General features: G+C 43.0%; 15 protein-coding genes. All 15 read right to left on the minus strand.

The genetic code is table 11. The features are described 5' to 3' along the window. Window positions 1-180 precede the first annotated feature (180 nt). Window positions 181-1,620, minus strand: coding sequence for a S41 family peptidase (locus MKY34_RS20530; protein ID WP_342512959.1), 1,440 nt, complete (start codon window positions 1,618-1,620; stop codon window positions 181-183). A gap of 179 nt (window positions 1,621-1,799) precedes the next feature. Further along, on the minus strand, window positions 1,800-2,381 hold the full coding sequence (locus tag MKY34_RS20535; protein WP_342512960.1) for a redoxin domain-containing protein: 582 nt from the start codon (window positions 2,379-2,381) through the stop codon (window positions 1,800-1,802). Then, window positions 2,378-3,013: a hypothetical protein gene (locus MKY34_RS20540; protein ID WP_342512961.1), complete on the minus strand. Its 636-nt coding sequence runs from the start codon at window positions 3,011-3,013 to the stop codon at window positions 2,378-2,380. Before MKY34_RS20540 ends, MKY34_RS20535 begins: the two co-directional genes overlap by 4 nt. 143 nt (window positions 3,014-3,156) lie before the next feature. Beyond that, a complete protein-coding gene (locus MKY34_RS20545) occupies window positions 3,157-4,488 on the minus strand; it encodes a peptidoglycan DD-metalloendopeptidase family protein (RefSeq protein WP_342512962.1) in 1,332 nt (443 codons plus the stop codon). A 34-nt stretch (window positions 4,489-4,522) separates the two neighbouring features. Continuing rightward, window positions 4,523-5,407 carry a permease-like cell division protein FtsX gene (gene ftsX, locus MKY34_RS20550; protein ID WP_342512963.1) on the minus strand — a complete coding sequence of 295 codons (885 nt, stop codon included), beginning with the start codon at window positions 5,405-5,407 and terminating at the stop codon, window positions 4,523-4,525. After that, window positions 5,397-6,083, minus strand: coding sequence for a cell division ATP-binding protein FtsE (gene ftsE / locus MKY34_RS20555; RefSeq protein ID WP_342512964.1), 687 nt, complete (start codon window positions 6,081-6,083; stop codon window positions 5,397-5,399). Before ftsE ends, ftsX begins: the two co-directional genes overlap by 11 nt. 527 nt (window positions 6,084-6,610) lie before the next feature. Then, entirely contained in the window at window positions 6,611-6,946 is a 336-nt protein-coding gene (gene cccB / locus MKY34_RS20560) for a cytochrome c551 (protein ID WP_342512965.1), read from the minus strand. Between the two features lie 265 nt (window positions 6,947-7,211). Next, window positions 7,212-8,313, minus strand: a protein-coding gene (prfB, locus tag MKY34_RS20565) for a peptide chain release factor 2 (RefSeq protein ID WP_342515322.1) whose coding sequence is annotated in 2 segments (ribosomal slippage) — window positions 7,212-8,240 and window positions 8,242-8,313 — 1,101 coding nt in all. Because the reading frame shifts where the segments join, the coding sequence is not laid out codon by codon here. Window positions 8,314-8,351: 38 nt separating this feature from the next. Further along, window positions 8,352-10,859 carry a preprotein translocase subunit SecA gene (secA, locus tag MKY34_RS20570; protein WP_342512966.1) on the minus strand — a complete coding sequence of 836 codons (2,508 nt, stop codon included), beginning with the start codon at window positions 10,857-10,859 and terminating at the stop codon, window positions 8,352-8,354. A gap of 316 nt (window positions 10,860-11,175) precedes the next feature. Then, complete coding sequence (gene raiA, locus MKY34_RS20575; RefSeq protein ID WP_342512967.1) at window positions 11,176-11,745, minus strand: ribosome-associated translation inhibitor RaiA; 570 nt, start codon at window positions 11,743-11,745, stop codon at window positions 11,176-11,178. Between the two features lie 124 nt (window positions 11,746-11,869). Next, a complete protein-coding gene (locus MKY34_RS20580) occupies window positions 11,870-12,259 on the minus strand; it encodes a PilZ domain-containing protein (RefSeq protein WP_342512968.1) in 390 nt (129 codons plus the stop codon). A gap of 73 nt (window positions 12,260-12,332) precedes the next feature. Further along, window positions 12,333-13,808, minus strand: a complete 1,476-nt coding sequence (locus MKY34_RS20585; protein WP_342512969.1) for a methyl-accepting chemotaxis protein — start codon at window positions 13,806-13,808, stop codon at window positions 12,333-12,335. Between the two features lie 219 nt (window positions 13,809-14,027). Next, window positions 14,028-14,384: a hypothetical protein gene (locus MKY34_RS20590; protein ID WP_342512970.1), complete on the minus strand. Its 357-nt coding sequence runs from the start codon at window positions 14,382-14,384 to the stop codon at window positions 14,028-14,030. After that, window positions 14,381-14,782 (minus strand): flagellar export chaperone FliS, encoded by a 402-nt coding sequence (gene fliS / locus MKY34_RS20595; RefSeq protein WP_342512971.1) that lies wholly within the window; start codon window positions 14,780-14,782, stop codon window positions 14,381-14,383. Before fliS ends, MKY34_RS20590 begins: the two co-directional genes overlap by 4 nt. 30 nt (window positions 14,783-14,812) lie before the next feature. Then, complete coding sequence (fliD, locus tag MKY34_RS20600) at window positions 14,813-16,270, minus strand: flagellar filament capping protein FliD (RefSeq protein WP_342512972.1); 1,458 nt, start codon at window positions 16,268-16,270, stop codon at window positions 14,813-14,815. Between the last annotated feature and the right edge of the window lie 2 nt (window positions 16,271-16,272).

Genomic DNA, 16,272 nt, shown 5'->3' on the forward strand with positions numbered 1-16,272 from the left:
TTACACAGGATTTTTGCGCGCTTCGTACATGGCTTTGCGCGGTTACACAGGATTTTTGCGCGCTTCGTACATGGCTTTGCGCGGTTACACACGATTTTTGCGCGCTTCGAGTTACACAAAGGAACCTAAACATAACCCTTATCGCCAAACAAAAAACTCCCAATATCGGGAGTCTCCATGTTACTTACCGCTCATTTGATGATGCATATAGCCAATGGCCATCTGCAGTTGCTCATCGTTCGCACGCTCATTTCTAAACTTTTCCACTTGATCCTTTAGTGTGATAAAAAACTTGCGATCCATCTCTTTCCCCTTCTTCACTTTGACATCTTCACGAAAGGCTTTAACCGCCTTCTCTGTAGCGCCATCAAAGAAACCGTCTTGACGTTTTACCTCATAGCCAAGTCCCGAAAGCAAACGCTGTGCATAGGCGATGTCATCGTGAAAATCGCCTTCTTTATATTCATCTGTCACCAGTCGAATATGCTCGCTGAACAGCTTATTTTGTTCCACTTCTAACTGTGCCGTAACGCCTTTCCCATGAATCCATTGCTCTTTCGGCGTTAACCATTTATGCGTGGACAATTTCATCTCTCCGCCATTGGATAACTTCGTAATGTCTTGTACCGTTCCTTTACCAAAGCTTGTCGTTCCTGCAATAAAACCTCTTTGTAAATCCTTCAAAGCACCGCTCAATACTTCGCTTGCCGAGGCACTTCCTTTATCTTGCAGGAGCACAATCGGCATTTGCTTGAGCTTTTCATCATAAGCCAAATCCTGCGAGCTTTCTGTCACAAGTGGTGTCAAAGCCCCCTTGGCATCCTGCATATAGGCGAAAGGCGTACTTTCCGGCAATAGACTACCTGCTATATCTCCGACGGCGTGTAGATAGCCCCCCGGATTGCCACGCACATCGATAATAAGCGATTCCGCCCCTTCTTTAATCAGCTTATTAGTCGCATCGAGCCACTCTTTCGCACTTTCATCACCGAACGTCGTAAGCGATATGTAACCAATCTTCTCGCCACGCTCTTCAATCACTTCCGCAGACACCGTCTTGACGGGAATGACATCGCGCGTCACCGACACTTCCAGATGTTTGTTCAAATCGGGCCTGAAAATCGTCATGGATACCTCAGTCCCTTTTTTACCACGTATGCGCTGGACAACATCCTGCAACGAATCACCTTCGAGTCGCTCATCGTCAATGCGAACAATCTCATCATAAGGTTGCAATCCCGCTTTGTCCGCCGGGGATGATTTCACTGGAGCAACGATGATGAACTTGCCGTTCGAGCGCGTAATTTCTGCACCAATGCCCACGCGTTCAGCTGCAAGCGATTCCTTATGCGCCGCTGCCTCTTCCTGCGTCAAATACGTCGAATAGGGATCATCGATGACATCGGCCATCCCGCGCAGTGCCCCTTCAATGAGCATGTCCTCCTCGACTGGATATACCGCTTTTTTCTGAATCACCCCAAGCGCCTCATCAATCACAGGAAACGTACTCGCCGTTCCTACATCCGTATCTTCCTTTCCCGCACAGCCATCTAATACGAGCAAAACTCCCGCCGCCATAGCTGCTAACATGACAAATAACAAAAGCCGGCTTCTCTGCATACCCAATGCCCCCTCCTCCGTCCACTATATGAACGACAACAGAACATTACGACAGCGAAAACCGACTTTCTTTAATTGTTACATAGGTTGAACTTATGATTTTTATTTACTATCCAGCGAAGGCACCTTACAAGCGTTGTTAGAAAGATTATGTAGTCCCATTTATATACCATAAAAACTTATGGCAAATTGCTCACAAGGTCTTTCATCATTTTTTCATCCATCGGCCCAACAATCTTATGTACAATCGTCCCATCTGTCCCGAGCATAAATGTTGTTGGTATAGTCATCACCTGATAAGCATCCATAATGGCACCATCTTCATCGAGCGGAATTGGAAACGTCAGTCCATAGGCATCGATAAATTGCTCGACTCCTTGCATACCTTGCTTCTCCACAGACAACAAATTGACTGCGATGATTTCAACGTTTTCTTCGTCTTTATGCTTTTTATAAAACTTCTCCATATGGGGCATTTCCGCCTTACAAGGACCACACCATGAAGCCCAGAAATTCAACACCACTTTTTTTCCTTGTAAATCTGATAGTTTAACCGTTTCTCCTGCAATCGTAGTCAGTTCGAAATCAGGCGGTGTATCTCCCCTTTGCAAACCTGGCTCATCCTCCAAAGCACTAAGATCTGCGCCTGCAAGATAATCGTCAATCGGCTCTGGCTCCCCTAGATTATCCTTCAGCATAATGACAACCATTGAACCTATCAGTAATATCGCAATAATCGAACCCATTATTTTCTTATTCATAATCGCTCCTCCAATCTACGTCCATGCACTACAAAAAACACGCCAATAATCGCGGTCACAATGAACGATGTTCCACTGAGCCCCTCTGGCTGGAAAGCCGCGACAAACATATGCACTGCCATAAACAGCAATGCCAATTGCCAAAACCACTCGCCCACTTTACCAGTATGTACCCAGAAAAAGACTGCAAACACAACGAACAAGATTACCGTTACAAGTTGCGCAAGCCGCTCACCTTCGTTCAATAACACCATCAGTACTTGATACACAACTTGAACTGTCACTGCTCCTGTAAACATTGCCCAAAGGCCCGTCGTATCAAGTGGTTTACGCTTTCGTTCAACAATAGACTTTCCAATTACGAACAACACTCCGAGAATAAAACCAAATGCACCACCATGAAAATAAATCAGCGTCAATGGCGACTGGATAACTGTGCTGAAATCAGTCAATATGACACTGAACTTCCATACAATGAGCACAGTAAAAAGCGCATCTGACAAACGTTCTGCATGCCGTTTGCCAAAACGCATCCTAACTGCACAGTATGCAACGACGCATGCAACCATGAATGCCACCCAAGATGACTGGACTGTCAGGTTACCGAGAATAAAGAGTTTCGTAACAGGCATCATGCATTTCCCCTTTTCATCATATACCCTGTATCGTATACAAAAAGATGCAAAAATACGAACAATTTGCTTGGCCTTTGTACAAAATATCGTCTAGAAATATAAAAAGTCCGCCCCATTTAGAGGCGGACACGTTTCATTCATTAGAATGATATATAGTTTAATGGGTTAACCGCACTTGATCCATATGCTGTCCATGCGCCAACATGAAGTTCGAAATGAAGGTGAGGACCGGTTACTCCGCCCGTGTTCCCCATTTTTCCGATTAGTTGACCTTTAGAAACATGTGATCCAACACCTGTACCAATGCTAGAAAGATGCGCATACAATGTTGTGAAAATCTTTCCTTCGATTGAGTGTGTGACCATGATTACGTTGCCGTAAGTTCCTAACTGACCTGCATAGGATACAACGCCATCTGCAGCCGATACAACTGGCGTTCCAATACTATTTGCAATATCTGCACCGCGGTGTTGCTTTTTAACGCCTGAAATTGGATGTATTCTCCAGCCGAATGACGATGTGCTTCGTCCAGTCGATGGTTTTGTCCATGATCCGCTAGAGACAGCCGGCAAAGAGCCACCCGATGTACTTCCGCCACCTTGACTGCTACTTCCACCTTGGCTACTACCTCCACCTTGTGAAGCTAATAGATTACGTTTCCGCTCTGCTTCTGCTTGACGCGCAATTTCCGCTAAGCGATTTTGCTCTACCGCAATTTTTTGTTCAAGCTCTTTACTCACTTCATACGTTTTGTCTAAATCAGCTTCAAGCTGACCTTTTTCATTTACCAATTGTTGTTGTTCTGCCTCAAGCTGCTTAATCAATCGGTCTTTCTCATTCTTTTGTGCTTCTAAAGATTTCTTCAACTCTTGAAGTTGTTGTTTGTTTGCTTCTTGCTCTGCAAGTTTTTGCTCAACAAGTGCTTTTTCTTCTTCAAGCTGCTTCTTATCTTCAGCTTGTTGTTCCATTATTTTACGGTCAGCATCCATCAATGTATTGACTGCTGAAAAACGGTCGATGAAATCTGCAAAACTATTTGCACCAATTAGCACGTCCAGATAGCTAACTTGTTCACCTTTAACTTGCATAGCACGCATACGTTCACGCAATACTTCATCACGCTCTTCGATTTTCTTTTCGAGGTCTGCAATCGAAATACGCAATTCCTCAATTTCCAGTGTTGTGCGAGCAATCTCACCTTCAACACGATCAATTTCGGCATTCGTATTCTCAATTTTATTATTTAATTGAGAGAGTTGATCTAACGTTGTGTCGATGGAAGATCTTTTCACATTGATTTCAGATTCTTTTTTCTCTATACCTGAATTCAATTCGTTCTTTTTTTGATTCAGTATTTTCTGCTCTGCTTTCATATCATCCAGTGCGCTTGCCGAGACACCGGTAGCACCCAATGTTGTAGACAGCAGAAACACTGCAATAATACTTGTCAGTAATCCTTTACTTTTACCCAACTTCTCAATACCCCTTTCAACTCTAGCAATCCAGTTACACTTTAAGAAATTTGCGCACAGCCATAAAGCTACCCCACATACCGATGAAGATTCCCATGAACAGAATCAATGCGTTCAATTGGAATAAAAATGGCGTTGTGTGTAGGAGCTGGAACAGTTCACCTTTTAGTTTTGGTGACCAGTATTGGTACAAGTTATAATAAGAAATTGAAACAATCAGCATTGGCAGAATCGCACCAAGGATTCCTAGCCAAATTCCTTCGAGTATGAACGGAATGCGCACGAAGTTATTCGTTGCACCTACCAGTTTCATAATCTCAATTTCTCTTCCTCTAGCAACAATTGTAATGCGTATCGTATTCGAAATAAGGAACATCGCAGTCAACAAGAGTGCTATGACTAACACTAACCCGATATTGCGACCAAGGTTTAACACGTTAAATAGCTTTTCGACTTTCCCTTGTCCGTATACAACCTCATATGTATACTCATAGGCATCAATTTTTTTAGCGATTTTCGCCGTTTGCTGTGGATCTTGCGCTTTTACGTACAACGCATCTCCAAGTGGGTTGCTTTGCTCATACAGCTTCAGTTCGTCTCCAAATGATGCAATCATCTTGTCCAATTCTTGGTCTCTCGTAAAATGAACGACCTCGAGGACACCTTCTAGTGAACGAACCTTCTTTTCAAGTTCTTTTACAGCTTCCTCACTCGCGGCAGGATCGGCAATGACTTTGATTTCGACATCATTTTCAATATTCGTCGCCAATTGATTCAAGTTCATCATGATGACGATAAACACACCAACAAGCAGTAGTGTAACGGTAACGGCACTAATCGAAGCAAAGGTCATCCAACTGTTGCGCCTTAGACTTTTCAAGCTTTCGCGTGCGTGTCGGCCGAATGTTCTAGCTTTCATAGCCGTAATCACCTCCGTACTCATCACGGGTGATCAGTCCGCCCTCTATTGCGATAACCCGGTGCCTGATTGTATTGACGATTTCCCTGTTATGGGTGGCCATGACAATTGTCGTACCACGAGCATTAATCTGTTCGAAAATCCTCATGATCTCCCATGAAGTTTCAGGGTCAAGGTTACCTGTCGGTTCATCGGCAATGACGACTTTCGGTTTGTTGACAATGGACCTTGCAATCGACACTCTTTGCTGTTCTCCTCCTGATAATTCATCCGGAAACATGCGCGCCTTCTGCGTTAATCCAACAAGTCCAAGTACTTCATTTACCTTTTTTCTGATTTCGGTTGGCGATTCTTCAATTACTTCAAGCGCAAACGCTACATTCTCATAAACATTCAATTTCGGTAATAGTTTAAAGTCTTGAAATACAACACCAATTTGCCTGCGTAAATAAGGAACACGCTTGCTGCGCAACGTTGCAAGATTCGTACCATCAATATGAATTTCTCCACTTGTTGGTCTTTCTTCACGGTACATCATTTTAATGAATGTTGTTTTACCTGCACCACTCGGACCTACTACATAGACAAACTCGCCACCGCCAATTTCGACATTGATACCGTTTGCAGCTACAACACCATTCGAGTATTTCTTGTACACATCTTTCATCACTATCATGTTAAGACCACCTGCAAAATTTTTGTCGCTCTTTTTTTCCTCAACGTGCTTATTATAACATGATTCGCGCGAGTAAGTATTACAGTTGTATTTCATTTAGATTCCGATTGTAACGTTGGTAATCATGCGTTTCTACGTGAATTTCTCTTTAAAACCTACACTAGCCCTACTTTATTCGACCTTTGGGGATAAAATTCTCTCCCGCAAAATTGCTGGTGGAAACATGAAGTATTGAAGAATTTGTGTCGAACTGTACATGGATTTGTGATTTTGTAAAGGGGAGATTGAAAGCACAAATATCCTAGTAAATGAAATAGCAAGGAAGATATTTCCTAGCGGCGGCACCTGTTCACTGACAGTCTGACAAGTTGCGTCGACAGTTTTAACTCTTTCACGGACAATCCCGCCACTTGAACGCACAGTTCCATCTCTTTCACGGACAGTCCCGCTGGTTGCACCGACAGTACACCTAAGCACAACAAAAAAACCGCCCAAGCATATGCTTGCAGGCGGCTTCATTGTCGAACTTATTTTTTCTCAGCTAACCATTGTGCTACTGCAGTTGATTCTTCATCGCTCATTTTGACAGCTGGCATACCGCCTCTACCATCAACAATAACAGCTTTGATTTCCTCTTCAGTCAAACGTGAGCCAACATCCGTAAGTGCTGGAGCGTTCCCTTGTCCTTCAAGGTTGCCACCGTGACACATGATACAGCTCTTATCGACGATTGCTTCTGCGTCAACTGCTGCTGTTTCGCCACCAGTATTACCCTTATCTGTTTCTTTCGCTTTGTCTCCGCCGCCACATGCCCCAAGGACAAGCGTAGCTCCGAATAGAACTGCTAAAAGTTGTTTCTTCATGCTACTTCCTCCTCATGTAAATAATGTTCTACATACCTTAGTATACCAGAGCTTTGTGTTTGAAATTGTCCGTCTACAGCGTCTTATTCTTCAAAACAGTGACAAACACCTCTGGAAGTCCCTCTCTCTTACTATAACACCTTTTCCAGCCTTCTAAACCTACTTGCATGGCATCACCTATTTGTAACTTGCCCCAAATCCACTATTTTATCATTTCTGTGCAAAGAAAAAGCACACCGAAGTGTACTTTTCCTCTGTGGCTCCATTATGAAATGCGTGAACGTAAATACGCATTGATGAACAAATCGATTTCGCCATCCATCACGGCACCGACATTCCCTGTTTCTGCATTCGTCCGGTGATCTTTCACCATGGAATACGGGTGGAATACGTAGGAGCGAATCTGACTGCCCCAACCGATTTCTTTTTGTTCTCCACGAATTTCAAGAAGACGTGCTTCCTCTTCTTCAATGCGAATTTGGTAAATCTTCGCTTTCAACAAGTTCAACGCACGCTCACGGTTTTTGATCTGTGAACGCTCTGTCTGACATGTCACGATGGCACCTGTTGGAATATGCGTCATCCGTACAGCGGAATCCGTCGTATTAACGTGCTGACCACCCGCTCCACTTGAACGATATGTGTCAATCTTTACATCTTCCATCTTAATTTCTACATCGACATCGCCTTCAAATTCCGGCATTACTTCTATAGAAGAGAATGATGTATGACGGCGGCCGGATGAATCGAATGGTGAAATGCGCACAAGTCGATGAACGCCCTTTTCTGCTTTCAAATAGCCATACGCATTATGCCCTTTAATAGATAATGTGACGGATTTCACACCCGCTTCATCTCCAGCTTGGTAATCCAGTGTTTCCACCTTGAAACCATGGTGTTCAGCCCAACGTGTGTACATACGAAGGAGCATAGACGCCCAGTCCTGAGATTCAGTACCGCCAGCACCTGAATGAAGTTCAAGAACTGCACTATTTTTATCGAATTCATCGCTGAGTAGCATTTGCAATTCAAACGCATCTAACTTCCCTTTGAATTCTTTTAGTTCAGTTCCGAGCTCCTCCTGCAATTCCTCGTCAAATTCCTCACGAAGTAATTCCAGCGTCATTTCTAAATTTTCTTGTGTGTCTGTTAGTTCTGTATAATCACCAACGACATCCTTCAAGCCATTCGATTCAGAAATGACTTTCTGCGCACTGTCCTGATTATCCCAGAATCCTGGTTCTAGCATCACTTCATCGAGTTCTTGAATACGTGCCTCTTTGTTTTCTAAGTCAAAGAGACCCCCTAAAGTCCGCTAATTTCTTAGCTGATTTGTCAAGCTCGTTACGTACATCGGATAATTCCATCATAATGTTTTCCTCCTGAAATTGGGTTGTCCGGTTGCTTATGCATTGCCGTGACAGTTTTTAAATTTCTTCCCGCTACCACATGGACATGGATCATTTCGTCCAATATTAACTGCCCGGCGCGCTGGTTTTTTTCGTACTTGCTCGCCATCCTCTTTCGGGTTGACAGCCTGCCCTTTCGCAACTTCCTCACGTTCAAGGTTATTGCGAATTTCGGCTTTCATGACATATTTAGAAGCATCGGACTCAATCGCTCCCACCATTTCTTCGAACATCGCAAACCCTTCCGACTGATATTCACGCAGTGGATCAGTTTGACCGTATGCACGTAAATGGATTCCGTGACGCAATTGGTCCATCGCATCGATATGATCCGTCCATTTTGAATCAATCGCACGCAGCAAGACGACTTTCTCGAACTCGCGCATACGCTCCGCTGTCATTTCAGCTTCTTTTTCATCATAGTGCTTGATAACAGCATCTTGAATCAGCTTCGTCAATTGTTCAGCCGTTTTGCCTTCCATATCCGCTTGTGTCAGCGTACCTTCTGGTAGCAAATTCGCGCCGATGAAATCTTCTAAGCCTTTCAAATGCCAATCCGATTGTTTCTCTTCTGTCGTATGGAGCGCAACCGCTCTTTCCGCCACATTCGCTAGCATATTTTCAAGAACTTCGCGAATATTGTCGGAGCCGAGCACATCGTTCCGTTCCTTGTAAATGATTTCACGTTGTTGACGCAGGACATCGTCGTATTGAAGAAGACGTTTCCGCGCATCAAAGTTGTTCCCCTCTACCCGCTTCTGAGCAGATTCAACCGAACGGGAGACCATTTTTGACTGGATCGGTGTTTCATCGTCCATCCCAAGTTTCGTCATCATCGACTTCATCTGGTCTGAACCAAAACGACGCATCAATTCATCCTCTAGGGATAAATAGAACTGTGTAATCCCCGGGTCACCTTGACGACCAGAACGACCACGAAGCTGATTATCGATTCGGCGCGACTCATGTCGTTCCGTACCGATAACCGCAAGACCACCAAGCTCTTGCACACCTTCACCTAGTTTAATGTCTGTACCACGACCAGCCATGTTCGTCGCGATGGTCACCGCGCCTTTTTGACCGGCTTCCAAAATAATTTCGGCTTCACGGCCATGATTTTTCGCGTTCAACACATTATGCTTCACGCCAAATTTCGTCAAATATTTGGAAATAATCTCAGACGTTTCGATGGCTACCGTACCGACAAGTACAGGCTGCCCTTTCGTATTGCGCTCTTTAATATCTTCTGCAACGGCTTTATATTTACCAGCCATCGTTGCGTAGATTAAATCCGCACGGTCATCCCTTGAAATCGGACGGTTCGTCGGAATCGCAATGACGTTCATATTGTAAATATTGCGGAACTCTTCCTCTTCCGTTTTCGCCGTCCCCGTCATACCAGAAAGCTTTTCGTACATCCGGAAGAAGTTCTGGAAGGTAATCGTTGCCAGCGTCATCGTTTCATTCTGGACTTCCAGACCTTCTTTCGCCTCAATTGCCTGGTGCAAGCCATCACTATAACGACGACCTTTCATTAAACGCCCTGTGAATGAATCGACAATGACAACTTCGCCTTCTTGCACAACATAATCGACATCGATATGCATACTCGCATGGGCTTTCAGCGACTGGTTAATCGCGTGATTCAGCGAGACATGTTTCAAATCGAATAAGTTGTCGATACTAAATGCCTTCTCCGACTTTTCAATACCAGCTTCCGTCAAGACGACACCTTTCGTCGACTCATCATACGAATAGTCTTCTTCTTTTTTCAGCCCAAACACAAACTGATTCGCCAAGCGATACAATTCCGCCGATTTCGCCGCTTGCCCCGAAATGATCAACGGCGTACGCGCTTCATCGATTAAGATGGAGTCCACCTCGTCAATAACTGCGTAAAAGAGTGGGCGCTGTACTTTGTGTTCATTGTAAAGCACCATATTATCACGCAAGTAGTCGAAACCAAGTTCGTTATTTGTACTATACGTAATGTCTGCACTATATGCTTCTCTTTTTTCTTCTTTCGACAGATGGTTCAAGTTCAAACCGACTGACAAGCCAAGAAATTCGTACAGCTGTCCCATCTCCATCGCGTCACGACTTGCCAAGTATTCGTTGACCGTCACAACATGCGCGCCTTTACCAGCAAGCGCGTTCAAATAAACCGATAGCGTAGACGTCAACGTTTTCCCTTCACCCGTTTTCATCTCTGCGATATTGCCTTCGTGTAAAGCAGCCGCACCGATGATTTGTACACGGAATGGGTACATACCGAGTACACGGCGAGATGCTTCACGTACAACCGCAAATGCCTCAGCCTGCAATTGGTCAAGCGTTTCTCCCTTGTTGTAACGTTCCTTAAATTCTTCCGTCTTTGCCGTTAATTGCTCATCCGAAAGTTGCTCCATTTGTGAAGCCAAAGTTTCAACCTTATCCGCAATCTTGTCGAGACGCTTCAAGTCTCGTTTATTCATATCAAACATTTTATTCAATACGCCAAGCATTCAGGTCACATCCTCATTAAGTTCACTCTTCATTTTAACACTGTGAAATGCGCGGTGCAAATCGTGTAGCCCAAACGTTTTCAGATGGTTATTTTTTGTGTTATTTGTATACTTTTTATGCGGTGATGCCGGTGGATTGCGTGGTTCAACAGTATATATGCGCGGTTCGAGCGATGGATTGCGCGCTTCGTCGGCATATATGCGTGGTTCAATCGCTTCTTTGCGCAATCCAATTATTCATTCACATGCGACTCTTTTCTAATTCAAAAAAATCCCTAAGCGACAGCGTCCGTCACTTAGGGATTCCAACCAATCGTTAGTTTGTTTCAATCAAACCATATTTGCCGTCTTTACGTTTGTATACGATATGCGTACCGTCAGACTCTGCATCTGTGAAGATGAAGAAATTATGGCCGAGCATATTCATTTGAAGGATGGCTTCCTCTTGATCCATCGGTTTCAGATCAAATTGTTTCGTGCGAACAATCGGGAATTCATGATCTTCCTCTAAAACTTCTACAGATTTATCTTCGCTTTTATTAACTGACGCAAAGAATGCTGCAACGCCTTCACGTTCACGGAATTTACGATTCACTTTTGTTTTGTATTTACGAATTTGACGTTCGAGTTTGTCGACAATTAAGTCGATTGCTGCGTATAGATCGTTATGACGTTCTTCTGCTCGAAGTGTCAAATTTTTCATCGGAATAGTTACTTCCACTTTTGTCTGCTTGTCGTTATACACTTTCATATTCACATTTGCTGTTGCTGTTTCGATTGTTTCTTCTGTGAAATACCTTTCGAGTTTTTGGACTTTCTTCTCGACGTGTTCACGGATCGCCGGAGTCACCTCAATATTTTCACCGCGGATGTTGAAGTTTAACATATGAACTCCTCCTTTATTTGACCATATAGTACTCTTCTACATCTTCCCTTTAAAGTCCTTCTAAAAACATTGAAAAATTAAAAAAAATTGTCGAATGATGCCGTTTTTGTGTCTAACCCATTTTTCAATGCCTCTTCGACGCTTTTTCAGCACCCATCATAGTGCGACGGCTTTGCTTCAGTTCATGAACAATTTGTGCTTCCACTTCAGTATCCTCAACAAAATCAAAGCCATACATCCAACCATCACTATAAGGCTTTTTCCAAACTATACTTCCTTCGACCTCAATGCTGTTTTCGTACAACGTAAACTCTATGCGTAAGCGGACTGGCTTATGTTCGAGCGGAATATCAAACTTCGTCGCAAATTTCAAACCACCCGGGCTAATATTCACCAGCTGACAATGCCCTCGCTTAGATTCCTTTTCTTCCGGCGCTGCAATGACAACTCGAAATTCAGCTTCAAGCGGTTCGTCAAATGTATATCGAAAGTATTCATTCCTTTTATAAAACATCCCTCACACCTCGTTCCATTACTAGCCATTTCTTCCATCATAACAAATGGAAGACTTTTCATCGAACTTCAGCTCAGCTTCTTGTATGTCTCATTTGCATCGCTTCTTCATGCGTTTCATGAATATACTGCGCAGTTTGCTGTTGCTCAGCCGTCAATTCGGTCAGCGTAGCATTCAACTCTTCCACAGCCGCCGTACTTTGTTCAACAATCGCCGCAAATGCCATCGTGCGCTCCTGAATCGACGCACTATCCGCCGTAATGCCCCCAAAGCTTTGGATGAACACCGATAACTCCTGCTGCAATGTCGTCATTGTTTCACATAACGCAGTAAAGGATAAGCTAGACGCATCCGCCACGGCTGTTTGCACACTTATTTGCTGCAAGCCTTCTCCGAGCTTCGTCACAGCCAGTTCGTTATAACGATTCACTTCTACTAAATTGCCATCAATTTTCTTCAACGTATCATCTGTTAGACCAGCGAGCTTTCGAATTTCATCCGCAACGACAGCAAAGCCTTTGCCTTGTTCACCTGCCCGTGCCGCTTCAATCGAAGCATTCAATGCCAATAAATTCGTCTGCTCCGTAATAACCTTGATCGAACTCGCAAACGCATTTGTTTCATCAATTTTCCCCGATAACATTGCAAAGGTTTCATGTAACTCTGTGAAAAATAAAGAAAATGTATCAATGCTTGCTTTTAACTTCACACTATTTTCCGTGCCTTCTTCAGCTTTCCGTCCCGCTTCACTTGTCTGGATGACGATTTGCCCCAATCCTTCAGCAATCACTTGAACCGATTCATACGTACGCTCTGCATTTTTTGCAATATCGCCAATATGATCTGCCTGATGCTGACTCCCTATACTTACTTCATTCACAGCCGCAAGCATCTCGTTCTGTCCAATCGCAGCTGTCTCTGTACTGGTGCGTAGTTGACCAAGATTCGCCGTTATTTTTTCCACACAGCCATCCAGTCGAGCTGTGAGTGCTTCTTCTTCCAGCACCTTCGATTCCGTCAATTCGACAAGCTGTTCCACATGTGCAAATACCCGCACATTTTGACGAACAAGTAAAAATAATAGAAGCCCCGCAAGCAAATATAAAATCACAAGATTCGTTCCACTTTCTTCAACCAGTTCAGGTTGCACAAAAAGCAGGTTATTCGTCACAATGGCAATGGCACCGAGTACGTAGCCGAATGCCATTATCCGCATCATGCCATGGATAGAGGCAAGTACTAAAATAAGTAGAATAATACCGATTGTTCCTAAATTCGCCTCCGAGAAAAAGATGACACCCATCGCAATACTAAAATTCAATATCAACAGTCCATATGGAAGTACTCGCGATACCGCTTCTATTTTCATGCTTAAACTATAGAGAGTAATTGCTAGCACAAAAGGAATCGCAACAGGCAACAGAATGGCTAGCGGTGCCCGCTGAATAAGTTGGGCAACCAAACCAAGCCCAGCCGCAAGCGCAAATCCAATCATCATAATCCGATTCTTTCGAAGCCAATCTTCCCGCTTCAATTGTTCAATATTCACACCCGTTCACTCCTTAAATGTCAATTTCAATTACTATCTGAATATACTAAATAAATCCGTATGTAAAATGTATCATTAATGAATAGGTATTCATATGGGTGTAATTGACCAATTCCTATTCTATGGAAGTAAAACTTGTATTCTTTTCCACTTTGATACCTCTTTTGATTTCGACAGATAAAAAACCCGATAGAGAATAGTTCCCTACCGAGTTCCTATTTACTGCTTTGTATCGTAAAATGTACCGTCACGTGCGACATTACTGTAAGGATTGACGTAGTTTTTCATATTGCCTTTTTTAGATTGGGCTTCAGAAATATTCACACGAATTTGATTTGTAAACAACGCAAGTTTTTTCTGAACGTCTGCTTCCAATGCAACAAGTTCTTCGCCAAACGCTTCTTCTTCACTAGTAAACGGTGCAGCTATATGCGGTTGAAGCTTGTCCCGACTATCCAAAAATCCTTCAATACTTAAAATCACGGCATCGCGTTGTTCTTCAGAAGTCTCGCCTGTCGTCAATGCCAACAATTTCTCCGTCACATCACGCCAAGCAATCATTGCGGGCCGAATCATATTTCATCCACATTCGCATACTGCTTTTGCCGATTAATTTGAATAACCTGCTTCCACGTATCGCGAAATTCCCTAATAATCGCAGATGCCTCATCGAATAAGGTACTATCATTTTTGATATTACCATCAACAAGACGGCTATTGGCAAATTCGTAGAGAATGAGCATATTTTTAGCAACTGGATAAGATCTATCAAGTGTCAGCATCAACTCAGAAATAATAGCCTGTGCTTTTTTAATAGATGTATTCTTTTCTTCCATATCCCCATCTATCAATCCTCTTTTTGCTTGTTCTATGAACTTCAAACAGCCATTGTACAACATGAGCGTTAGCTCACCAGGTGTCGATGTATTGACCGAGTTATTCTGGTATTTTGCATATGGATTATTGCTAGCCATTTTATATCTCCTTTTATACGACTTACTAGATTAATACCCACCAAGTGTACTTTGCAACTGTGCGGATTGTGCGTTTGCACGGTTAATCGCCATTTCCATTGCCGTGAACTGTTTCCACAAGCGATCTTCAACCGTTTTCATACGTTCTTCAAAACGAACAATTTGCTCATTCATACTTTTCATCGTACTGCCAAGCGTAAATGTATCATTCCCTGCTCCTACGCTACCTGCTCGTTTAGAAATTGACTTTTGTCCTTCATCGATAGCGTTACGGAACTTTGTTGCAAGTCCTTCGTCCGTTTTTGTAAAAAGCTCGGAAACTTTGTTTGGTTCTGTTGCAATCATTTCACGAAGTTTTTTCTCATCGATTATAAGTTTGCCATTATCTTTGTAGTTATTAGACGTGGTGATTCCAATGTCACTTAGGCGAATCTTACCATCCGTTCCATTAACCTCGCTGTTCAATGCATCGCGCATCTTCGTCAACATGCTTGAAATCGTCGGGTCGTTGCGCAGCGTTCCACTCATCGCTTTTTCTTCCCACATCTTAATTTCATTTTCTTTCATATCTTTCTTCTGTTCTTCAGATAGCGGCTGATAGTCACGGTATTTAGGCTCGCGAATCTTCGCATTCAATTCTTCAATCATCTTGTTATAGTCATTGACAAATTGAATGACAGTGTCAGCGATTTTATCCGTGTCTGGAGATGAACTGAATGTTACATCACTTGTTGTCACTTGTTTTAAGTTCACTTCAAAACCATTGATTGTGAATGAGTTGGATGAGCGTTCAGTAGCTAGTCCATTAAAAGTAAATTGTGCATTTAGGCCAGCTGTCTTAACTGCATTTGATGCGTCTAATTTCAATTTATCTCCCATACCACCAGTGACAGTGATTGCGCCATCACCACTATTTTTAGCAGTCATTGCGATTTTCCCTGTATGTGAATCAAAAAATGCATTTACTCCCGTTTCTTTATTAATTCTAGTTAAAACAGATTCGATTGTATCCGTTTCTTCAAACGTTAGTACTTCACCAGCTTTTCCTGGTGCATCAATCTTAATTGTCATATCTCCCTGCTCTAACCCAAGTTCTTTTAATGTAGAATTTTTCACTTGTGCCTCAGTAAGTTTAGTACCGTCTGATTGTTGTAACTCTCCACCTTGCACAGTTGCTTTCTTAGCCAACCGCTCAATCGAGATCGTTCCTGTAAAATCAGCTATTGAATTCGTACTTTTAATGTCAACCGCATTTGGATTGGAGTTCGTTACATTTTTCGCCATGAACGTACTTTCGAACTGCAATGTGTCCCCAATTTTACTACTTGTTGCTTGCAAATTCCGGTTAATGCTGCGGTAATCATTCAATTGCCACTCCAAGTATTGCTTTTTCTGTATCGTTTTATCTAGCGGTATCCGATTTGCCTTCATTAAATCCTTAATAATCGAGTCTATATCCATCCCCGAAGCTATTCCACCAATTCTCATAA

Origin of the sequence: Sporosarcina sp. FSL K6-1522 (genome assembly GCF_038622445.1) — a bacterium.
In the GTDB taxonomy this organism is placed as follows: domain Bacteria; phylum Bacillota; class Bacilli; order Bacillales_A; family Planococcaceae; genus Sporosarcina.